Genomic DNA, 19,582 nt, shown 5'->3' with positions numbered 1-19,582 from the left:
CGCTCACGCGTCGACGAAGGTCTGGCGCTGGGTGCCCAGGCCGTCCACGGACAGCTCGACCACGTCGCCCGCCCGCAGGTACGGCTGGTCGCTCCGGCCGAGCGCGACCCCGGCCGGGGTGCCGGTGTTGATCACGTCGCCCGGGTTGAGCACCATGTACTGGCTCAGGTACCAGACCAGGTACGCGACGTCGAAGACCATCTCCTTGGTGTCGCCGTCCTGCCGCGCCTCCCCGTTGACCGACAGCCGCATCCCGAGTGCCTGCGGGTCGCCGACCTCGTCCGGCGTCACCAGCCACGGGCCCAGCGGGTTGAAGGTCTCGCAGGACTTGCCGAGGTCCCACTGCGCGGAGAACTCCAGCTGGAACTCCCGCTCCGAGACGTCGTTGCTGACCGCGTACCCGGCCACGCAGGCCGCCGCCTGCTCGGGCGACTCCAGGTAGCGGGCCCGCCGCCCGATCACCACGGCCAGCTCCACCTCCCAGTCGGTCTTCACCGAACCGCGCGGGATCAGCACCTCGTCGTACGGGCCCACCACGGTGGCAGGGTCCTTCATGAACACCACCGGACGGGTCGGGATCGCCGCGCCGGTCTCCGCCGCGTGGTCGCGGTAGTTGAGGCCGACGCAGACCACCTTCCCCGGCCGCGCCACCGGCGCCCCGACCCGCACCCCCTCGGCGTCCAGCAGCGGCAGTTCCCCCGCCGCCAGCGCCGCCCGCACCCGCTCGACCCCGCCGCCGGCCAGGAACGCCCCGTCGACGTCCCCGGTCAGCCCGGTCAGCGAGCGCACGCTCCCGTCCTCGGCCAGCACCGCGGGCGTTTCCTCGCCGGGCGCACCGACGCGCAGCAGCTTCATGGGGTTCCTCCTGGGGCCGTGACTGTGATGGTGGCGGTGACCGTGGCGGTGGCGGTGGCTGTGGCCGTGACTGCGACCGGAGCGGTGCCCGGGACCACGGTCGGGGGCGGGACGAGACTAGGCCGCCGCCGCCACCCCCGGCAAGGAGTCATCCGATGTATTTTCCGATCGACGGGATCCGGTGGCGAAATTCTCGGGCTTTGTGCGGGTATATCCCATCAGGCATCCGATGAATCGGGGTCGATGGTGCGGCGCGGAGCGGTCAGTACCAGGAGGCCGCCGAGGACGGCGAGGGTGGCGAGGGCGGCGGCGAAGGCCGTGGTGCCCGCGGTCAGGCCGGCCGCGTCGCTGAGGTAGCCGGCCGAGACCGGGAGCAGGCCGGCCGGGAGGTAACCGCCCACGTTGAGGGCGGCGTTGGCCTCGGCCAGGCGGCGGGGCGGGACGGTGGAGTTGAGCAGGGACAGGCCGCCGAGCTGGCCGAGGCCCTGGCCCGCGCCGGCCAGCAGCGCGGCGGCGAGCAGCGCGCCGGCCGAACCCGCGTGCACGGCCGCCGCCAGGGCGAGCATGCCCAGCGCGGTGCCCGCCGCGCCGACCGCCAGGACGGTGCGGCGGCGCAGCCGCTGGACGGCGAACTGCACGCCGGTGGCGGTGAGGAACATCGCGAAGGCCATCGAGCCCGCCACGATCCGGCTGGTGGTGCCGAGCAGGCCGGACAGCAGGGACGGGCCGAGCGAGAGCACGAACGAGGTGGCGGTGATGCCGGGGGCGAACACCGCGACGCCCAGCGCGAGTTGACGCCCACGACCGCGCGGGACGCCCGGCACCCGGATCCAGCCGCCGCGTTCGCCGCGTTCGCCGGGCTCGCCGCCGTGGCCCGCCCGGTCGGTCCGGTCGGTCCGGCCGCTCCCGGGGCGCGGCAGCGGCATCCGCAGCACCGCCACCACGGCCAGGGCCAGCAGCACGGCCTCGACGGCGAACACGGTGGACGTCGGGCCCGGGGCCAGTTCGGAGAGCACCCCGGCCAGCAGCGGGCCGAGCCCGGCGCCGAAGACCATCGCGCAGGAGGCCAGCAGGGCGGCCGTCCGCCGACGTCCCGGCCCGGCCACGTCGGTGACCGCCGCCATCCCGGCCGAGACCACCGCGCCGACCGCGACGCCGGTGAACAGCCGCGCCACGATCAGCGCGGCCACGCTGCCGGCCGTCCCGAACACCAGGCAGGCGGCGAGCGCCAGCCCCAGCGCCGGGAGCAGCACCGGCTTGCGGCCGATCCGGTCGGAGAGCATGCCGGAGACCAGCAGCGAGCCGACCAGCCCGACGATGTAGCAGGCGAACACCACGGTCAGGGTGCCCCTGGAGAAGCCGATGTCGCGCTGCCACAGCACGTACAGCGGCGTCGCCGCGTTGGACAGCACGAAGACGGCGGTGATCGGCCAGGCGGCCAGCCACACCCACCGCAACGGGGCGTCGCCTCCGCCCCCGCCCCCGTCCGCGCTGCTGCTCACGGCCCTGCTCACGGCCCTGCTCGCGGCCCTGCTCACGGCCCCGCCCGCGGTGCTGCTCGCGGGGCTGATTCCGGTTCCGGACATGGGAGTTCCCCTGATCTGCCTGTCGGCTCCCGCCAGTACGAGTCGAGTCGAACTTAGCATGCAGTACGATTGGAGTCGTACTGAACGGGACGCCGGAACGCGAGAAGACGAGGAGCCGCCCGTGTCCGCAGCCTTCAAGGTCCTCCCGGAGCCGCCCGGCCTGCCCGAACCGCTCCCCGAGCCGCCCGTCGGGGAGTTGCGGCTGGAGGAGGTGCTGGCCGCGCTCAGCTCCCCGCTGCGGCTGACCATCGTCCGCAGGCTCCTGCTGGAGTCGGAGGAGTTCGACCACTCCTGCCAGTGGTTCGGCCTGGACCGGCCCAAGTCCTCGCTCACCCACCACTTCAAGGCGCTGCGCGAGGCCGGCGTCACCCGCCAGCGGCAGTACGGCCTCGAACGCCGCAGCCAGGTCCGGGTCGAGGACCTGAATGCGCGCTTCCCCGGCCTGCTCGCCCTCGTCGCCGCCTGGAGCCCGGAGCCCGGAGCCCTCAGCCCGGAGCCCTGAGCTCTGAGCCCTGAGCCCTGAGCCCTGAGCCCGGAGCCCCACGGCCGCCGGGGCCGTCGCCCGCCCCGCCGTTGCCGTTCCGGTCGTCGCTCCAGTCGCCGATCCGGAGCAGCCCGTCCGGGCCCGGTCCCGCCGACCCGGGAGCTCCCGGACGTGCGGGCGCGGGGCCCGGCGAGGAGGGGGACGTCCTCCTCGCCGGACCCCGCGCCCGGTCGGTGCCGGTCGGTGCCGGTCGGTTCGCGGTCAGCTCACGGTGCGGCAGACCGTCCCGTTCAGCCGGAAGACCGTGGGGGACGGGTTGGCGCCGTTGTTGTTGCCGACGAAGCCGAAGTCCGCCGAGGTGCCGCCGCCCGGCGCCAGGTGGCCGTTGTACTGGCCGTTGGTGACCCGGACGTGCTGGCCGGTGGAGTCGATGTTCGCGTTCCACCACGAGCCGACGGACTGCCCGGCGGAGGGCCAGTCGAAGTCCAGGGTCCAGCCGTCGAGGTCGGCCGGGCCGAGGTTGTTCACCACCACGCCGGCCACGAAGCCGTTGCCCCAGCCCGCCGTCACCTGGTACGAGACGGTGCAGGTGCTGTCACCGGGAGTGCCGGTGGTGAAGGTCAGCGGGACGGACGGGCCGGAGAGGTGCCCGGCCTGGTCGCGGGCCAGCACGTTGACGGTGTGCCGGGAGCCGGCCGGCAGGTTGTAGAGGGTGGCGGAGGTGCCGGTGGAGGAGCCGAGCAGCTGCACGGTGGTGCCGAGCTGCTCGTACACCTCGTAGCGGTCCACCGCGCCGGTCGCGGCGGGCCAGTTCAGCGTGACGGTGTTCGCGCCCACCGAGGTGGTGCGCGGCGTGCCGGGGGCGCCGACGGTGGCGGCGGCCTGGCCGGTGCCGGCCTTCGGGTGCAGGGTCAGCACGGTGATCGAGGACGGGGCCAGGGTCGCCGAGGTGGCGGTGGCGGTGCCGGCCGCGTCCACCAGCCCGGTGTCGCCGGGCGCCCAGCGCTGGACGGCGGGGGCCGAGGCGGCGGCGGTGAAGCCGGGGTAGCTCAGCGACACGGTGTGCGCCGTGCTGGAACTCCCGTTCAGCAGCAGGACGCTGAGGTCGCCGTTGGCGCGCAGCACCGCGTGCGAGGTGACCTCGGCGGAGGAGGAGCCGGAGGCCAGCATGGTGTCGCCCGGGTCGCTGAGCGCGCCCAGCGCCTTGATGCCGTAGTACGGCGCGAACGGGGTGTTCACGGCCGGCTCGCAGACGTCGCCGTTGCAGGCGCCGCTGGACAGCATGCCCATGTCGCCGTAGTCGGTCTCGCCGCCCACGGTGGTGATCGGGCCGACGCCGTTGTGGGTGTCCCACCAGTCGACGTTGAAGACGCCGTTCTCCAGCGCGGTGATCATCGCCTCGGCCGCGAACAGGCCGTTCGGGCGGCTGGTCAGCGCGCCGTTGCCGGACTCGGAGTTGACCTCGGTCATCGCGATGCCGATGTTCGCCGAGTCGGCGCCCGCGTACCGGTCCAGTAGGTTGCGCACCTCGCGCAGCTCGCCCGGCAGTTGGCGCACGGCGGACAGCGCCTGGGCGCCGCCGCCCGCGTTCGGGTACCAGTGGACGCTGACGAAGTCCACGTCGTGGGCGACGGCGGCCAGCACGGTGTGGTTCCAGTCGCCGCTGTCCCCGGCGGCCACGATGCCGTCCGGCCAGTTGCCGGGCATGGTGAGCACCGCGCCGATCTTGACGGTCGGGTCGACCGCCTTCATCGCCGCCGCGTACGCCTTGACCTCCCGGGCGTACTGGTCGGGCGTCTTGTCGGCGTGGGTGTCGTTCTCCCAGCCGCTGCCGTAGACGCCGTTGCCGTAGATCTCGTTGCCGATCTCCCAGTACTTCGCCCCGTAGCCCTTGGTGACGTTGGCGTACCGGACCCAGTCGGCGGCCTCCTGGGCGGTGCCGGAGCCGTAGTTGGCGATCAGGATCGGCTGCGCGCCGGACGCCTTCGCGGTGCCCATGAAGGCGTCGAAGTCGGTGCCCGGGGCGACGTAGCCGCCCGGCGCGGTGTTGTCGACCCAGTGGTAGATGTCCGAGTACGAGCCGCCGGGGTAGCGCAGCGCGCCGATCCCGGCCTGCTGGTACAGCGACACCACCTCGGGGTCGTTCATGTGCGAGTCCCAGATGGCGGTGTTGGCGCCGAGTGCGGCGGCGCCGACGGTGCCCAGGCCCGCGGTCGGGTTGACCGTCACCGTGGTGTCGCCGGCGGGCGCCGGGTCCGCGGCGGAGGCGGTGGGGGCGGCGAGCGGCAGTGCGGCTGCCGCCAGGGCGAGGGCGGCCGAGGCCGTCGCGGCGAGCGGGCGGCGACGTCGGGGGCCGGCTGGTCTGCTGCGGAACAGCATGGGGTGGTTCCTCCCGGATGGGGGTGCGGGTGGAGGCATGGGAGCGCTCCCATGGTGGAAACGGGCCCCGATCATGTCAATCCTCCGCCCCGCCGGACCCCACCCCGCGCCGATCCGCCCAGCTCCGCGCCCCCGGCCCGCTGAAACGTTCGCGCCCGCGACCCGCCGGGCGGTCCGCACCGTCGAGCACGGCCGGCTGATCGTCCGGGTCCCGGCGGTGGGCCACCGCGGCGAGATCCACCGCCGGATCCCCCGACCGGCGGCCCGGACGATCCGGCGCGGGGCGGGGCCGCCCGTCATCCGGAAACCGGCGGGACGGCCAGCGGCCAGGAGGCGAGGTCGCGGTAGCGCAGTGGTTCGGGGCCGCGGAGGGCGCTGCTGCCGACCAGGTGGAGGCGGGGGGTCCACCAGGGGCGGCCGGTGAAGGCGGTCAGGACGGCGGCGCCGGCGGGGACGCCGGTGGGGTCGTCGCGGCGGGCCCGGGCCAGGGTGAGGTGGGGGTGCAGCGGGCGGTCGCGGTAGTCGAGGCCCAGGGCCCGGACCAGGGCGCGGACCTCGGCGGCGAGCCGGTGCAGGCCGTCCAGGTCGCCGCTGACGCCGCTCCACAGCAGCCGCCCGTCGAAGTGCCCGCCGCCCTGCAGGCCCAGTCGCAGGGCGGGCTGTCCGGCGGCCCGGTCGGCCAGCGCCGCGTGCAGCGGCGGGACGGCGGTGGCGGGCACTTCGCCGAGGAAGGCCAGCGTGATGTGCCAGTCCTCGATCCGGTTCCAGCGCAGCCGGGGGTGGGCGGCGTACGCGGGCCGCAGGGCGCGGGCGAGTTCGTCCTTGGCCTCGTCGGGCGGGGCCAGCGCGACGAAGACGCGCAGGGTCGGGGGCGCGGGGGGTCCGTCCGGCGGGGGGTGCTCGTCCACCAGGGATTTCTAGCACCCGCCGCCCGGTACGGCGCACGGCGGAGGGGTTCGGGCGCGGGGTTCGGGCGCGGGGTTCAGGCGCGGGTCAGGGTGATGGTCTGCGGGTGCTGCGGGCGGGGGCCGACGCCGACCTCCAGGACGAGGGTGCCGGTCTTGGCACGGTAGTTCGCCCGGATGTCGTCGGGGTACTTCTCGCGGCCGGCGAGGACCCAGCTGAAGGCGGCCGAGGCGTCGCCGCCCGCGACGGTCTCCGGCACCCCGGTGGCGGTGCCGCCGTCGCCGTCCCCGTGCCCGGCGATGGTCACCTGGAGCGACTTGCCGGCCGGCGACCAGGTGCCGGACATGACGGTGGGGTCCTGGCCCTCCTCGTCGTCGAAGCTCGCCGTCCAGGTGCCGGTCTCGGTGACGTCGACGGTGCCGTGCTTGTAGTGGGCCTCGGGGGCGGAGACCTGCCAGCGGCCCGCCGCGAACTTGCCCAGGGCGACCGCGCCCAGCCCCGGGCCGACCTTGCCGCTGCTGCAGGCGGCGACGGCGACGCTGAGGGCGGAGGCGCCGAGCAGGCGCAGCGCGGTGCGGCGGGGGAGGACGGAGGTGGCCGTCCGCCAGGTGTCGAGTGGTCCCACGGAAAAGGCTCCCGGTCTGTGCTGGTCTGTCGCTGCGGAGGGTGGTGCGCGCCGGCCGTCCCCGTTCCGACCGGTGCTGCGGTGGGGGAAGGATGACGGACCGTCAGCCGCGCGCGGAACCCGGACGAATCCGGGGTCCGCGCCGCCCGCCGCTGCGGCAGGATGGGCGGGTGCCACCGCTGCCCCCGCCGCCCGTCGCGCGACCGGCGCCCCCGCCGGACGACCGGACCGTGCGCGGGGCGCTGCGCGCGCTGCGCGGGTGGCGGCCCTGGCGGCCGTGGCCCGGCTCCGGGGGGCTGTCGACGACGGCCGCCGGGGCCGAACTCGCCGTGGTGATCGCGTTCGTGCTGATGCGGGTCGGGACCCTGCTGGAGATCCTCCCGGCCGCCCCGCACGGCCTGGCCCGGGCCACCGCCCCGGCGCTGGACGCGGCGCTGATGGCCGTCGCGCTCGCCCAGTCGCTCGCCATGTGCGCGGTCGCGGTGCGCCGCCGGCAGTACCCGGCGGGCGGGTGGGCCCGGGCCGACGTGGCGGTGGCGGCGGTCGTGCTGCTGGGCGAGCCCTGGTACCTGCTCCCCGAGGACTGGGTCGGCACCTGGACGGCCTGGGGCGGCGCGCTCAGCGTCAACGCGGTGTTCGGCGCGGCGATCGGCTTCCCGGCCCGCCGGCAGACCGTCGCCGCGACGGCCCTGGTCGCCGCCGCGTACGCGCTGCCCGGCGTCGTCCTGTCGCACGCGCACGCCCCCACCGCGGCCAGCAACCTGATCGGCTACCTGGTGTTCGCGGTGGCCGCCCGCTCGTCCGCGACGTTCATCCGCCGCCTGGGTCGGGACGCCGACGAGGCCCGGCGGCAGGCCGCGCTCTCGGCGGCCGAGGCCGAGCGCGACCGGCACCGGCTGCTGCTGCACGACCAGATCACCATCATGCGGCTGCTCTCCGAACCCGGCCTGGAGCCGGGCCTCGTGGAGGTGCTGCGCCGGCAGGCCGCCGCCGGGGCGGCCCGGGTGCGGCACTTCCTGGAGCAGCCGGACGGCGGCGGCCCGGACGGCCCCGCCGCGGGGACGGCCACCCTGGCGGCCCTGGTGCGGCGGGCCGGGGAGGGCTTCACCGACCTGCCGATCGACTACGCCGTCGACCTGGCCGCCGACGTGCCCGTCCCGCCCGCCGCAGCCGGGCCGCTGCACGAGGCGCTGGCGACGGTGCTGCACAACGTGCGGGCGCACGCCGCGGCCGGGCAGGTGGTGGTGCACGCCGACGCCCCGCCCGGGCTCGGGCACTGGGAGGTCAGCGTCCGCGACGACGGGCGCGGCTTCGACCAGGCCCGCCGCCCGCTCGGCTTCGGGCTGCGGGTGCAGGTGAGCCGGGCGCTGGCCGAGGTCGGCGTCGAGTCCGAGATCCGCTCCGCGCCCGGCGCGGGGACGGTCGTGCTGCTGCGCGGAAGGCTGGAGGAGCGGTGAGGGACCGTCGAGGACGCGACCCGGGCGCGCAGCCCGGGACCCGGGTGGCCGTGGTGGACGACGACACGGTCATCCGGGAAGGGCTGCCGCACCTGCTCCCCGGGGTCCGGGTGGTGCTGGCGGTCAGCAGCGTCGAGGAACTGCTCGCCGCCCGGCCGGAGACGGACGCGGTCCTGCTCGACCTGGTGCTGACCGGCACCGGTCGGACGGGGGTGCGGCAGGGCGCCGCCGCGGTGGAGGCGGTCGCCCGGGCCGGGCACCGGACGCTGATCTACACCAACGAGCGCCGCCGCGAGGTGCTGGTCGGCTGCATGGCCGCCGGGGCGCGCGGCGTCGTGCACAAGGCCGAACCGCTCGCCGCACTGGCCGCGGCCGTCGACGAGGTCGCCGCCGACCGGGTGGTGATCACCCAGGCCCTGGTCGGCCTGGCCGAACTCGCCGAACGCCGCGGCGGCCTGCCCAGCCTGACGCCCCGCCAGCGCGAGATCCTCTCCGCCCGGGCCCGCGGCGAGGCGTTCCGCAGCATCGCCGAACGGCTCTTCATCGGCAAGAAGACCGCCGAGGAGCACATGGCGGTGGTCACCGCGAAGTTCGCGGACTTCCTGCGCGACCACTCCCCGGCCGACCTGGAACGCGAACTCGGCCTCGGGCCGGGCGACTTGCTCGACCACCGGCGACTGAACTGAAGAACCCAGCCAGGGGCTAGCCAGAGCGCGCATCCAGGGGCCCGGGGAACGGCGGGTCGATGCTGCTGACGGTCGGAGCCCATCGAAGTGTTTGTGCTGCTGCGTGCCTGGAACAGAACCAGAAGCAGACACGCGCAACGGCAGTGAACCGCCCGCAGCCACGGCCTCGCCGTTCCCCGAGCCCTTGATTTCGCTTCTCGCCGTTCTCGGCGTTCGGACTGCGGTAGCTTCAGGCGCCGGAAGCCGCGGGAGACCTCCGACGGGCTACGGCCGCAAGCGATGTGGAGAGTCCGCGTGAGTGCTGCCCCCGCCCCCGCCGTGCCGTCCGTCGGCGGCGAGCGCCCGATGAGCGAGTACGAGGCCAAGGTCTGGCGCGACCTCGCCGGACACTGGGAGCGCCGCAGCAAGCGTCGCGGTCTGCCGGGGTGGGCGAGCCGGGCGGCCGAGCGGACCGGGGCGGCCGCCGGGGGCGCGGTGGGCCGGGTGGTGGGTGCGGTGCCGGAGGTGGTCAAGGAGCCGATCCGCCGGGCCGGCGACGTGGTCGCGGACAAGGCGCTGCGGCCGGTGCTGGGGGCCGCGGCCTCACTGATCGAGCTGGTCAACGACTGGGCGCTGGAGCTCAACGACCCGGCGAACGTGGAGAAGCTGGCCCGCAAGCAGGGCTTCGAGATCGACAGCTTCACCGAGCTGCGGGAGCAGGACCTCAAGGCGTGCGACCGCCTGCTCGCCCACAACAAGCTCACCTGGCGCACCGCCGGCGCGCTGGAGGGCGGCGCGATGGGGCTGCTGGCGATGGTCCCCGTCGCGGGCATCCCGGTCGCCATGACGGCGGACATCCTGGTCGTCCAGGTGCTGAGCGCGTCGATCGCGGCGCGGATCGCCTACTCCTACGGCTACGACGCGAAGGACCCGGACGAGCAGGCGTTCATCCAGCGGCTGGTGCAGCGCTCCTTCGTGGCGCAGGCGGCCAAGATCAAGCCGATGAACGAGGCCGCGCAGGCGGCGCGGGCGATCCAGGGCCGGGTGCGGTGGTCGGAGAAGCTCCGGCAGGACCACCGCCTGATCGCCGCCCTGGAGAAGCTGATCAATCAGCTGGGCCCGGCCGGCTCCAAGGTGTCGGTCAAGAACGTCGCCAAGGTGGTGCCCTTCGTGGGCATCGTCCTCGGCGCGGGCACGAACGCCGTCGTCCTCGGCCGGGTGGCCGAGGACGCCCAGCGGTACTGCCAGACCAGGTTCCTGTGCGACAAGTACGGCCTGCCGCTGCCCGCCGCGCTGCTGGCCGACCCGGACCCGGACGCGGACGGGGAGCCGGACGAGGACGAGGTGCTGCGGGACGCGGCCGGGTGAGCCCGAGCGGATCTCGGCGGACCCCGGCGGGCTCGGACGGCGACCTCGGAACCGGAGCCGGTCCGGGGAATTCCGGAAAAGCGCGCCGCATTCCCCCGGCGGCAGGCCGCGACCGGCCGCCGCGGGAATGGCCGGGAACCGCACCCACCGGCCGATGGTCGATCAATTCTCCGGCGCTGAAGGGAAATTGACGCCGCCCCGGGCCCGGCCGAATTCCCCGGCGTCAGTGCTCGATGGCCTCGCGCATCGCGAGGAACTGCTCGGCGGCGTCCGCGGGGGCGGTGGTCGGGAAGAGCGCGACGGCCGCGGTCCAGGAGTCGACCCACCCGCACATGGCGCCGGAGTCGAGCGGGACGCACTCCAGGTTGCCGCCCAGCGGACCGGCCGGGTAGGTGGCGGAGGGGCCGTAGTCGCCGGTCGAGCCCTCGCCCACCGCGTACTGGAGCAGGCCCCGCCACAGGTGCTCGCGGCGGACGCTCGGCTCCTCCGGTACGTTGTCGACCCCGACGAACAGCACCGGACGGCCGGAGCCCCCGTCGGCGCTCACGTAGTTGGCCTCCACCAGGTGCATCCCGTCGCGCATCTCGCCCGGGTCCACCGGCACGTCGCTCAGCTGCGCCGTCCCGGTGCCCAGGGTCAGGGCGCCGGCGGTGCGGGCCTCGGTCAGGGTGTGCTTGGCGCCGGGGTCGCGCGGGGAGGCCGAACGGGAGGGCGGGGCGTCCGTGGAGGGGGGCGCGGGCATGGCGGGCGAGGACTTCGGGGCACCGGGGTGCGCACTCGCGGTCGGCCGCGCGGTGCTCGGAGCCGCAGACGGGGACGGGGACGCGGCGGCGTCCTCCGTCCCGTCCGGGTCGCAGGCGGCGAGGGTGAGCGCGATGCCCAGCGCCGCGGTGGCGAACAGGGCGCGGGCGGCGAACGGCTGGCGTCCGGTCATGGTGGTGGCTGCTCCCGGTGTGGGTGGGTGGGCGCGTCGCGCACCCGGACGACCGGGCCCGCGCGGCGGTACGGGGCAGGACGCTACGGGCGCCCGCCGCCGGGAGCGGGCGAAAACGTCGATTCGGGACCGGACGGTGACACGGTGACGACGCGGGCAATGGTCCGACCGGGTGAACGGGCGGCCGCCCCCCGGCCCCCGCGGTGCCCCGGCTCCCGCGGTGCCCCGGCCGGGCGTGCCGCCGCCCGCCGGGCCGGGGCCGGGCGGGCGGTGGCGGGGTGCGCGGGTGGCGGGCTACCTGCTGCGGGACTTGCCCCAGGCGGGGGAGACGAGGGCCACCAGGAGGACGGCGAACCCGATCTGCAGCAGGTGCCTGATCCAGTCGATCCCCCCGGTGTGCCGGACGCCGATCCAGCCGGACACCAGGTTGCCGATCAGGGCGCCGGCCGCGCCGAGCAGCATGGTCAGCCACCACGGGATGGACTGCGGGCCGCGCAGGATCAGTTTGGCGAGGAGGCCCAGCACGAGGCCGATCAGCAGAATCCAGATGATTTGGAACATCGAAACCCAGCCCTTCCGGTCGGCCGCCGGACGGTCGACGGCGGTGCGTCGTGCGGGGGCCCGCCGGCGGAGCGGTCCGTCCCAGCCATGATCGCTCGCCCGGCCGGTCGGGGCATCTCGGCGAACCACCGACCGGCAGGTTTGCAAAGGCTCGGCAAAGGGTAGCGGGGTGCCCCGAACCGGGGGCCCCGGCGATTGCGCCGTCGCACCGTGTGATGGGATAAACGAGCTGAGCGCACGTCAAGTCCTACGGGGGGACGCGGAGATGGCAGCGGGTTTCGGCTACGAACCGGGTGAACTGGCGAAGATCCAGCAGGAATTCCAGTCGATCCAGCAGCGGATGGGGGAATTGTCCGAGCGGACCGGCCGGATCAAGGCGGTGATGACCAAGGCCGTCACCACCGACCTCGCGGCCGGCGCCCTCGGCGGCGTCCTCGGCTTCGGCGCGGTGGTCGCCCGGGTCCGCGAGCGGGTCGGCGCCGTCCAGCAGCGGCTGGCCGCCCTGGAGCGCACCAAGGACGAGCTCGCCAGGAACCTCGGCAGCGACGTCGGCAAGCTCGGCACCGTCGCCGAGCAGTACGCGGAGGCCGAGCGGCGCGCCCGCGAGGGCGTCGCCAAGCCCGGCCGGGGCGCGCACCCCGGACAGCCGACCGCCCCGAAGAAGCCCGGCGGCGGCAGGCCCGCCCCCGCGCCGACCGCCCCCGGGAAGCCGGTGGCGACGCCGACCGCCCCGAAGAAGCCCGGCGGGGGCACCGGCGGCAGCGACCCCGAGCCGACCGTGTCGAACGAGGGCAGGATCGACAAGGGCGACGTCACCTTCCACGGCAAGGGCGAGTACCGGGGCGGCGAGGCGGCCTGCCGGGAGTACGTCTCCCGGGCGCTGGACGCGATGGGCATCACCGATCCGAAGGCCCGCGAGGCGTGGACCAAGGGCATGCTGACCATCGCCGGGCGCGAGTCCGCGTACAACTCGCCGGACTGGCAGGTCAACCAGGACGCGAAGCACGACGTCAACGTCAACGGGCCGATCCAGTCGGACGGCGCCCCGCTGAACTGCTCGCGCGGCGGCTGGCAGACCGTGCCGGGGACGTTCGCCGCGAACCACGTCGCGGGCACCTCGACGGACATCTACGACCCGGTGGCCAACTGCGCCGCGTCCATGCGGTACGTCATGAAGACCTACAAGGTCTCGCCGGACGGCCACGACCTGGCGGCCAAGGTGCAGCAGGCCGACCCGTCCCGTCCGCCGCACTGGTACTGATCCGCCGCCGCACCGGCTCCCGCCGCACCGGCCTCCGCCGCACCGGCCTCCGGCGCACCGGCCTCCGGCGCGCCCGCCCCCGCGGCCCGGTCCTCGCCGGGTCCGCCGACCGGCGGGCGCGTCCGGGATCCACCGTTCATCCACCGTCACCTCCGAACTCCCAGGGATACACGTGCGTTCGCTCCGCCTCGCCGCCGCCACGGCGGCCCTCCTGTCCGCTGTCGCCGTCCTGTCGGCGTGCGACCCCGACGGCACCGACACCGGTGACGCCGCCACCGGTGCCGCCGCGCCGGCCGCCACCGCGCCGAGCAGCACCGCGCCGGGCACCGCCGGGGCGAAGTCCCCCGGGGCGGCGAAGACCTCGGCCGCCTCCGACGGCGGCGCGGCCGGCAAGGCCGGGCGGCTGCCCGCCGGGGTGTGGATCGACCCGAAGGCGGTGCCGCTGAACGCCGCACTGCACTGGAAGGCGCCCGGCCCCGCCGCCAAGGCGCTCGGCGAGAAGGGCAGGCTCCGGATCGAGGAGCTGTGCAAGGCCCCGCGCGACGACTCCTTCACCGAGGTGCCGATGGTGGAGACCGCCTCGCTGGGCGGCTCGGCCGGCGACTGGGCGGCGGACGAGACCGTCGCCAGCTTCGGCTCGGCGAAGGACAGCAGCGGCCGGGCCCAGAGCGGCTTCCTGCTGCTGGGCTCCGTCGTGCAGGGGCTGAAGGACTGCGGCAGCACCGTGCCGGGCGCGAGCGTGAAGGTCAGCTCCGAGGACAGCACCTTCGCCGCGGCCACCCTGACCCTCCCGCAGGCGGGGGGCGGCACCGTCGAGGTGCACGAGTACCTGTCCGTGCAGGACGGCTCGGTCGCCGAACTCACCCTGCACGCCGAGCTCCCCAAGGGCGGCCGTCCGAAGACCGCCTGGTCCGCCCCCGCCGACCAGGGCGTGCTCGACACCCTGGGCAGGACGGTCTGCACCGCCTTCGGCGACTGCTGACCCGATCCCCCCGCTCCACCGGGCCGGTCCGCGCACCCGCGGGCCGGCCCGCCGTCGTGCACGGGCCTTTCCGTGACCGACGGTTGGGGAGTTCTTGACCCGCGGACCCTCGACAGATACCTCTCACGCAGAGCTAAAATCGGAGGCGTGGGAGAGAAGACGGAACGGGACCGCGAGCCGGACGCCGAGGAGTTCGCCGCCCTGCTGGTCGGCATCCAGCGGCTGACCCGCCGCCACCTGCGGGCCGGGCTGGACCGGCCGCGGCTGCGCGGCGCCCAGGCCGAACTGCTGCGGCTGGTCGCCGCCGCGCCGGGGATGCGGGTCTCGGAGGCGGCCGAGGAGCTGTCGCTGGCCGGGAACTCGGTCTCCACCCTGGTCAACCAACTGGTCGGGCAGGGGCTGCTGCGCCGCGAGACCGATCCGGCGGACCGGCGGGCGGCCCTGCTGCACGCCACCGGGGAGGCCGTCGAGCTGCTGGCCGACTGGCGGTTGCGGCGCACCGCCCTGCTCGGCGAGGTGCTGGCGGAACTGGACGGGGCGGACCGGGCCGCGCTGGCGGCGGCGCTGCCCGCGCTGCGGGCGGTCGCGGCCGGGCTGCGGGCCCGGGGGAGCGGCGAGGGGAAGGCGGAGGCATGAGCGAGCAGGAGCGACCGGCCGTCCGGTGCCGGGAGCTGGCGTACAGCTTCCACCGCGGCCGGGGCAAGGGCCCGGTGGTCCGGGCGGTGGACGGGGTCGACCTGGAGGTGCGCCCGGGCGAGGTGTTCGGGCTGCTGGGCCCGAACGGCGCGGGCAAGACCACCACGATCCGGGCGATCACCACCCTGCTGCCGACGGCGCGCGGCATGGTCGAGGTGTTCGGCCACGACTGCGCCGCCGGGCGCACCGAGGTGCGGCGGCTGCTCGGCTACGTCCCGCAGGCGCTGTCCGCGGACGCCGGGCTGACCGGGCGGGAGAACGTCGCGCTGTTCGCCCGGGTCTTCGACGTGGCCCGGGCCGAGCGGGCCGAGCGGGTCGCCCAGGCGCTGGCCGCCGTCGACCTGACCGAGGCCGCCGACCGGATGGCCGGCACGTACTCGGGCGGCATGGTGCGCCGGCTGGAGCTGGCCCAGGCGCTGGTCAGCGCGCCCCGGCTGCTGGTGCTGGACGAGCCCACCATCGGCCTGGACCCGATCGCCCGGGCGGGCGTCTGGGAGCGGGTGGACGCGGTGCGCCGGGCCACCGGCATGACGGTGCTGGTCACCACCCACTACATGGACGAGGCGGACCGGCACTGCGACCGGATCGCCCTGATGGACCGCGGCCGGATCCGGGCGCTGGGCACCCCCGAGGAGCTCAAGGCGCGGGTCCGGGCCGAGGACCCGGCCCAGGACGCACCCACCCTGGACGACGTGTTCCGGCACTTCTCCGGCCGCGCGCTGGCCGACGACGCCAAGGAAGGGGAGTTCTCGGATGTCCGCCGCACCCGTCGCACCGCAAGCCGAGTCGGCTGAACACCACGCCCCCGGGCCCGAGTTGGGGCTGCTGCTGGTCCCGCCGAGGGCCCGCACGGGCTGGCGGGTGGTCCCGGCCCGGGTGCTCGCGATGTGCACCGTCGAGCTGCAGAAGCTCCGGCACGACCGCACCGAGCTGTACACCCGGGCGGTGCAGCCCGCGCTCTGGCTGCTGATCTTCGGCGAGACCTTCACCCGGCTGAAGGCGATCCCGACCGGCGGCATCCCGTACCTGGACTACCTGGCGCCCGGCATCATCGCGCAGTCCGCGATGTTCATCGCGATCTTCTACGGCATCATGATCATCTGGGAGCGGGACTCCGGGGTGCTCACCAAGCTGCTGGTCACCCCGACGCCGCGGGCCGCGCTGGTCACCGGCAAGGCGTTCGCCGCGGGCGTCAAGGCGGTGGTCCAGGCCGCCGTGGTGGTGCTGCTGGCCGCCGTGCTGGGCGTCGGGATGACCGCGAACCCGCTGCGGCTGCTGGGCGTGGCGGTGGCGGTGGTGCTGGGCTCGGCGTTCTTCTCCTGCCTGTCGATGACCATCGCGGGCATCGTGCTGACCCGGGACCGGCTGATGGGCATCGGGCAGGCCATCACCATGCCGCTGTTCTTCGGCTCGAACGCGCTGTACCCCGTCGACCTGATGCCGGGCTGGCTGCAGGCCGTCAGCCGGGCCAACCCGCTCAGCTACCAGGTGGACGCGCTGCGCGGGCTGCTCATCGGCACCCCGTCCCACCTCGCGCTGGACTTCGGGGTGCTCGCGCTGTCCACCGCGGCCGGGATCACCGCCGCCTCCGCGCTGCTGGGCCGGCTGGCCCGCTGAGGGTCCGCGCGGGTGCGGGCCGCGGACCCTCAGCGGGCCCGGCCGGGGCGCTCCGGGGGCGCCCGGTGAAACATCACATGTCGTTGAGGGTGGGCCGGACCTCCGGACCGGCCGCCCCGCCCGCCGCGAGCACCGCCGTCAGCGCCCGGTCCACCCGGGCCCGCTCGGCCTCCCCGCCCGGCGGCACCAGGCGCAGCGTCTGCCGCACCCAGGCCGCCACCCGGGCCGCCGGGGCCTGCAGGAAGGCGTCCCCCTCCGGCGAGCAGAGCACCAGGGTGACCATCCGCCGCCCGTCCACCACCGCCGGCCAGACCCGCACGTCCCCCAGCCCGGTCGGCCGCAGCAGCCCCTGCGCCAGCAGGTCCCGGGCGAAGAACCAGCCGATCGGCGCCGCCGAGTCGACGTGGAAGGCGACGTGCACCGCGTACGGGTCGTCGGGGGAGTACACCAGCCGCGCCGGGACCGGGAATGCCTCCTCCGGCGACAGCAGCAGATCCATCACCAGGTCCAGGCGCAGCTCGGCGGGGCTCTCCATCACGGGCGTCTTCTCCACTCGGTCCGGCCCGGCGGATCCGGAGCGGTCTGAGCAGGAGACTAGAGCCGCCCGGCGCACCCCCGGCCCCACCGGGCGCCAACGCTGTCCGGACGAACAGCCCCGCCCCGCCCCCGCCTGTGGGCCGCGACAAAACGGTCCCCCGGGTGGCCCGACGCACCGTCAACACCCGCCCGGCACCTCACCCGTGGAACGCCCGTGCGGCCACCGCCCGTCCGGGCACCCCCACGGCGTGCCCGGACCGCCCCGCGCCCCCGCACCGACCGGACGCCCCCTCCGGCGAGCCTAGGCTCGCCGCATGGGCACCCGACTCCCCGCGGCGCCGGTCGACTCGGCCGCGCGACTGGCCGGCCACCTGCTGGACCGGCTCACCGGGCTCACCGAGGAGACCGTCCGCCGGATCCGCGACACCATGGCCGTCTACCGCAGCGCCGGACCGCTGCCCGCCGGGGACCTCGCCGAATCCGTCCGCAGCAACATCGAGTTCACCCTGCGCCGGCTCGCCCACGAGGACGACCTCTGCCTGGAGGCCCCCCGCCGCACCGGACGGCTCCGCGCCGAACAGGGCGTCCCCGTCGCCACCGTGCAGTCCGCGTTCCGGATCGGCTTCGCCCACCTGTGGGAGACCATGGCCGCCGAGTCGCTGCGCCACGGCCTGGCCACCAGCGCGGAGCTGGTGCAGATGGCCACCGACGTCTGGCGGTTCAACGAGGAGTCCACCACCGCCATGATGAACGCCTTCAACGAGACCACCGCGCTGCTGATGGTCCGCCGCGACCAGGAGCGCTCCGCCCTGGTCGACGTGGTGCTGCGCGGCGGCATGGGCAACCCCGGCTCCGTCCTGGAGGCCGCCGACATGCTCACCCTCCCGTACGACGGCACCTTCGCGGTGGTCGTCGCGCACGCCCCCGGACTCGCCCGGCAGGCCCTGCCCGACATCGAACCCACCCTGCGCGAGCACGACATGGGCTCCGCCTGGCGGCTCACCCCCGACGCGCACATCGGCATCGTCTCGATGCGCGCCGCCGCCGCGATCGACCTGCTGGTCGACACCCTGCGCAGCCAGACCGTCCGCCGGGCCGGGGTCAGCCCCTGCTACACCCGCCTCGACCAGACCCCGCAGGCCCTGCACCTGGCCCAGGTCGCCCTCGCCAGCTCGGCCCGCCCGGACGAGACGGTCACCCTGTTCGACGCCAACCCGCTGCCGATGCTGGTCGCCTCCGCCCCCTCCACCGCCTCCCGGATCGGCAACCAGGTGCTCGGCCCCGTCATGGAACTCCCCGACGGCCAGCGCGAACAGCTGCTCACCACCCTGTCCACCTGGTTCGCCGTGGACGGCTCCGCCGACAAGGCCGCCAAGCTGCTGTACTGCCACCCCAACACCATCCGCTACCGGCTGCGCCGGATCGAGCAGCTCTCCGGCCGGTCCTTCGAACGCCGCCTGGACTCCGCCGAGTTGTACATCGCGCTGCAGGCGGTGCTGCACCTGCCCGGCGTGGTCCGCGACCCGCTGGAGTGACCCGGCGGACGCCCCGCGACGGCCCCCGGCCCGGCCGCTCAGCCCGGCCGCTCAGCCCGGCTGGGAGGGCTGCCGCCCCGGGTGGGCCCGCTGCCAGGCCGCCATCGAGTCGTTCCAGTCGGCGGCGGTCAGCGCGATCAGCGAGGCGGGGAACAGGCCGTCCTCCTCCTTGGCGATGTGCTCGTGCAGGTCCTCGAACGCGGTGAGCAGCACCGCCCGGTCGGCCGGCGAGGCGAGGTCCACGGTGGCGAGCAGCGCGGCCAGTTCGCGGTGCTCGGCCTCCAGCGCGTCGATGTACGCCGCGAACTCCGGATCCCCGCGCATCACCCGGAACAGCCCGTCCTCCTTGCCCCGCCAGTGCGAGGCCAACTCGGCCGCCAGCGGCGGCAGCAGCGCCCCCGCCGCCGCCAGGTCGCCCGCCGCCAGCAGCCGGGCGATCTCCCCGGTCAGGTCGGTGGCCGCCTCGTGCTCCCGGATGAAGTCCTTGATCAGCGGAATCTCGCGGCACCCGCAGTAGTGGCACATCCCGCCAGTCTCACCGCCGCCCCCCGTCCCCACCCCGGCGGCACGCCGGGGCCGGCCTTGCCCTCGACCCGGTCGAGGCCCCTAGCGTCGGCCGCCGTGAACACCCTCGCCGCTCCCGCCCCGCTGCCCCGTACGTACCTCTGGTGGCTCGCGGGCACCCGTGCCTCCACCGTCGGGGACGCCGCCCTCGCCACCGCCCTCGGCTGGACCGCCGCCGGACTGGGCGGGACGACCGCCGGACTGGTGCTGACCGCGGTCACCGTGCCGCGCACCGTGCTGCTGCTGTTCGGCGGGGCGGTCGCCGACCGGTTCGGGGCCCGGCGGACGGCGCTGGCCGGGGACGGGGCGATGCTGGCCGTCGTCCTGGCGCTGGCCGTGGTCGACCGCACCGCGGGCAGCACCGCGTGGACGCTGCTGGGCTTCGCCCTGTTGATCGGCACCGTCGACGCCTTCCAACTGCCCGCGAGCGGCGCCCTGCCGCGCCTGCTGGTGGCCCCCGCCCAGTTGCCGCGGGCGCTGGCGCTCCGACAGGCGGGCGGCCAGGCGGCGGTCCTGCTCGGGGCGCCGCTGGGGGCGGTGCTGGTGGGGGCGGCCGGACTGGCCGCCACC

20 protein-coding genes are annotated in these 19,582 nt (G+C 75.4%); 11 read left to right on the top strand and 9 right to left on the bottom strand.

The genetic code is table 11. The features are described 5' to 3' along the window. Window positions 1–3: 3 nt before the first annotated feature. Both ACWEO5_RS27780 and ACWEO5_RS27775 read right to left on the bottom strand, forming a co-directional pair. Window positions 4–855 (bottom strand): fumarylacetoacetate hydrolase family protein, encoded by an 852-nt coding sequence (locus tag ACWEO5_RS27780; RefSeq protein ID WP_452164953.1) that lies wholly within the window; start codon window positions 853–855, stop codon window positions 4–6. A 218-nt stretch (window positions 856–1,073) separates the two neighbouring features. After that, on the bottom strand, window positions 1,074–2,441 hold the full coding sequence (locus ACWEO5_RS27775; protein WP_452164952.1) for an MFS transporter: 1,368 nt from the start codon (window positions 2,439–2,441) through the stop codon (window positions 1,074–1,076). A gap of 121 nt (window positions 2,442–2,562) precedes the next feature. On the opposite strand from ACWEO5_RS27775, the gene ACWEO5_RS27770 reads away from it, so the two are divergent. Further along, window positions 2,563–2,943 carry an ArsR/SmtB family transcription factor gene (locus tag ACWEO5_RS27770; RefSeq protein ID WP_452164951.1) on the top strand — a complete coding sequence of 127 codons (381 nt, stop codon included), beginning with the start codon at window positions 2,563–2,565 and terminating at the stop codon, window positions 2,941–2,943. 243 nt (window positions 2,944–3,186) lie between these two features. Here ACWEO5_RS27770 and ACWEO5_RS27765 read toward each other — a convergent pair whose 3' ends face one another. The 3 genes from ACWEO5_RS27765 to ACWEO5_RS27755 form a co-directional block, all read right to left on the bottom strand. Further along, window positions 3,187–5,304, bottom strand: coding sequence for a cellulose binding domain-containing protein (locus tag ACWEO5_RS27765; RefSeq protein WP_452164950.1), 2,118 nt, complete (start codon window positions 5,302–5,304; stop codon window positions 3,187–3,189). Window positions 5,305–5,600: 296 nt separating this feature from the next. Further along, window positions 5,601–6,212: an RNA 2',3'-cyclic phosphodiesterase gene (gene thpR, locus ACWEO5_RS27760; RefSeq protein WP_452164949.1), complete on the bottom strand. Its 612-nt coding sequence runs from the start codon at window positions 6,210–6,212 to the stop codon at window positions 5,601–5,603. 74 nt (window positions 6,213–6,286) lie between these two features. Further along, window positions 6,287–6,835, bottom strand: a complete 549-nt coding sequence (locus ACWEO5_RS27755) for a hypothetical protein (protein WP_452164948.1) — start codon at window positions 6,833–6,835, stop codon at window positions 6,287–6,289. 170 nt (window positions 6,836–7,005) lie between these two features. On the opposite strand from ACWEO5_RS27755, the gene ACWEO5_RS27750 reads away from it, so the two are divergent. The 3 genes from ACWEO5_RS27750 (at window position 7,006) to ACWEO5_RS27740 (ending at window position 10,325) form a co-directional block, all read left to right on the top strand. Beyond that, window positions 7,006–8,292 carry an ATP-binding protein gene (locus tag ACWEO5_RS27750; RefSeq protein ID WP_452164946.1) on the top strand — a complete coding sequence of 429 codons (1,287 nt, stop codon included), beginning with the start codon at window positions 7,006–7,008 and terminating at the stop codon, window positions 8,290–8,292. Then, on the top strand, window positions 8,289–8,978 hold the full coding sequence (locus tag ACWEO5_RS27745; protein WP_452164945.1) for a LuxR C-terminal-related transcriptional regulator: 690 nt from the start codon (window positions 8,289–8,291) through the stop codon (window positions 8,976–8,978). Before ACWEO5_RS27750 ends, ACWEO5_RS27745 begins: the two co-directional genes overlap by 4 nt. 294 nt (window positions 8,979–9,272) lie before the next feature. Beyond that, on the top strand, window positions 9,273–10,325 hold the full coding sequence (locus ACWEO5_RS27740; protein WP_452164944.1) for an EcsC family protein: 1,053 nt from the start codon (window positions 9,273–9,275) through the stop codon (window positions 10,323–10,325). Window positions 10,326–10,548: 223 nt separating this feature from the next. Here the strand turns inward: ACWEO5_RS27740 and ACWEO5_RS27735 are convergent, their stop codons facing one another. Further along, window positions 10,549–11,259: a hypothetical protein gene (locus tag ACWEO5_RS27735; RefSeq protein WP_452164943.1), complete on the bottom strand. Its 711-nt coding sequence runs from the start codon at window positions 11,257–11,259 to the stop codon at window positions 10,549–10,551. A gap of 294 nt (window positions 11,260–11,553) precedes the next feature. Continuing rightward, the gene (locus tag ACWEO5_RS27730; protein WP_344551606.1) at window positions 11,554–11,820 is read right to left on the bottom strand and encodes a GlsB/YeaQ/YmgE family stress response membrane protein; all 267 of its coding nucleotides are present in this window, start codon (window positions 11,818–11,820) and stop codon (window positions 11,554–11,556) included. A gap of 265 nt (window positions 11,821–12,085) precedes the next feature. On the opposite strand from ACWEO5_RS27730, the gene ACWEO5_RS27725 reads away from it, so the two are divergent. From ACWEO5_RS27725 to ACWEO5_RS27705, 5 genes are all read left to right on the top strand, one after another. Beyond that, the gene (locus tag ACWEO5_RS27725; RefSeq protein WP_452164942.1) at window positions 12,086–13,081 is read left to right on the top strand and encodes a hypothetical protein; all 996 of its coding nucleotides are present in this window, start codon (window positions 12,086–12,088) and stop codon (window positions 13,079–13,081) included. Window positions 13,082–13,253: 172 nt separating this feature from the next. Continuing rightward, the gene (locus ACWEO5_RS27720; protein WP_452164941.1) at window positions 13,254–14,063 is read left to right on the top strand and encodes a hypothetical protein; all 810 of its coding nucleotides are present in this window, start codon (window positions 13,254–13,256) and stop codon (window positions 14,061–14,063) included. A 147-nt stretch (window positions 14,064–14,210) separates the two neighbouring features. Next, window positions 14,211–14,699: a MarR family winged helix-turn-helix transcriptional regulator gene (locus tag ACWEO5_RS27715; RefSeq protein ID WP_452164940.1), complete on the top strand. Its 489-nt coding sequence runs from the start codon at window positions 14,211–14,213 to the stop codon at window positions 14,697–14,699. After that, window positions 14,696–15,553 (top strand): ATP-binding cassette domain-containing protein, encoded by an 858-nt coding sequence (locus ACWEO5_RS27710; protein WP_452164939.1) that lies wholly within the window; start codon window positions 14,696–14,698, stop codon window positions 15,551–15,553. The genes ACWEO5_RS27715 and ACWEO5_RS27710 overlap by 4 nt, the downstream gene beginning before the upstream one ends. Continuing rightward, window positions 15,513–16,376 (top strand): ABC transporter permease, encoded by an 864-nt coding sequence (locus ACWEO5_RS27705; protein ID WP_452164938.1) that lies wholly within the window; start codon window positions 15,513–15,515, stop codon window positions 16,374–16,376. The genes ACWEO5_RS27710 and ACWEO5_RS27705 overlap by 41 nt, the downstream gene beginning before the upstream one ends. Window positions 16,377–16,449: 73 nt before the next feature. Here the strand turns inward: ACWEO5_RS27705 and ACWEO5_RS27700 are convergent, their stop codons facing one another. Continuing rightward, the gene (locus ACWEO5_RS27700; RefSeq protein WP_452164960.1) at window positions 16,450–16,911 is read right to left on the bottom strand and encodes an SsgA family sporulation/cell division regulator; all 462 of its coding nucleotides are present in this window, start codon (window positions 16,909–16,911) and stop codon (window positions 16,450–16,452) included. Between the two features lie 316 nt (window positions 16,912–17,227). On the opposite strand from ACWEO5_RS27700, the gene ACWEO5_RS27695 reads away from it, so the two are divergent. Continuing rightward, a complete protein-coding gene (locus ACWEO5_RS27695; protein WP_344551599.1) occupies window positions 17,228–18,448 on the top strand; it encodes a PucR family transcriptional regulator in 1,221 nt (406 codons plus the stop codon). 51 nt (window positions 18,449–18,499) lie between these two features. On the opposite strand, the gene ACWEO5_RS27690 is transcribed toward ACWEO5_RS27695, so the two are convergent. Next, window positions 18,500–18,973 (bottom strand): hemerythrin domain-containing protein, encoded by a 474-nt coding sequence (locus tag ACWEO5_RS27690; RefSeq protein ID WP_452164937.1) that lies wholly within the window; start codon window positions 18,971–18,973, stop codon window positions 18,500–18,502. A gap of 96 nt (window positions 18,974–19,069) precedes the next feature. On the opposite strand from ACWEO5_RS27690, the gene ACWEO5_RS27685 reads away from it, so the two are divergent. Next, window positions 19,070–19,582 (top strand): MFS transporter (locus ACWEO5_RS27685; protein WP_452164936.1); only part of this gene is annotated, 513 nt, incomplete at its 3' end.

This window comes from Kitasatospora sp. NPDC004272, from assembly GCF_053603035.1.
Note: the sequence above shows the minus strand (reverse complement) of the source record. Positions and strands in the feature narration are given on the sequence as shown.

Coding starts and splice junctions, on each gene's coding strand:
- ACWEO5_RS27725 (WP_452164942.1), top strand. CDS start 12,086: ATGGCAGCGGGTTTCGGCTACGAACCGGGTGAACTGGCGAAGATCCAG.
- ACWEO5_RS27780 (WP_452164953.1), bottom strand. CDS start 855: ATGAAGCTGCTGCGCGTCGGTGCGCCCGGCGAGGAAACGCCCGCGGTG.
- ACWEO5_RS27700 (WP_452164960.1), bottom strand. CDS start 16,911: ATGGAGAGCCCCGCCGAGCTGCGCCTGGACCTGGTGATGGATCTGCTG.
- ACWEO5_RS27710 (WP_452164939.1), top strand. CDS start 14,696: ATGAGCGAGCAGGAGCGACCGGCCGTCCGGTGCCGGGAGCTGGCGTAC.
- ACWEO5_RS27775 (WP_452164952.1), bottom strand. CDS start 2,441: ATGTCCGGAACCGGAATCAGCCCCGCGAGCAGCACCGCGGGCGGGGCC.
- ACWEO5_RS27690 (WP_452164937.1), bottom strand. CDS start 18,973: ATGTGCCACTACTGCGGGTGCCGCGAGATTCCGCTGATCAAGGACTTC.
- ACWEO5_RS27735 (WP_452164943.1), bottom strand. CDS start 11,259: ATGACCGGACGCCAGCCGTTCGCCGCCCGCGCCCTGTTCGCCACCGCG.
- ACWEO5_RS27730 (WP_344551606.1), bottom strand. CDS start 11,820: ATGTTCCAAATCATCTGGATTCTGCTGATCGGCCTCGTGCTGGGCCTC.
- ACWEO5_RS27695 (WP_344551599.1), top strand. CDS start 17,228: ATGGGCACCCGACTCCCCGCGGCGCCGGTCGACTCGGCCGCGCGACTG.
- ACWEO5_RS27765 (WP_452164950.1), bottom strand. CDS start 5,304: ATGCTGTTCCGCAGCAGACCAGCCGGCCCCCGACGTCGCCGCCCGCTC.
- ACWEO5_RS27705 (WP_452164938.1), top strand. CDS start 15,513: ATGTCCGCCGCACCCGTCGCACCGCAAGCCGAGTCGGCTGAACACCAC.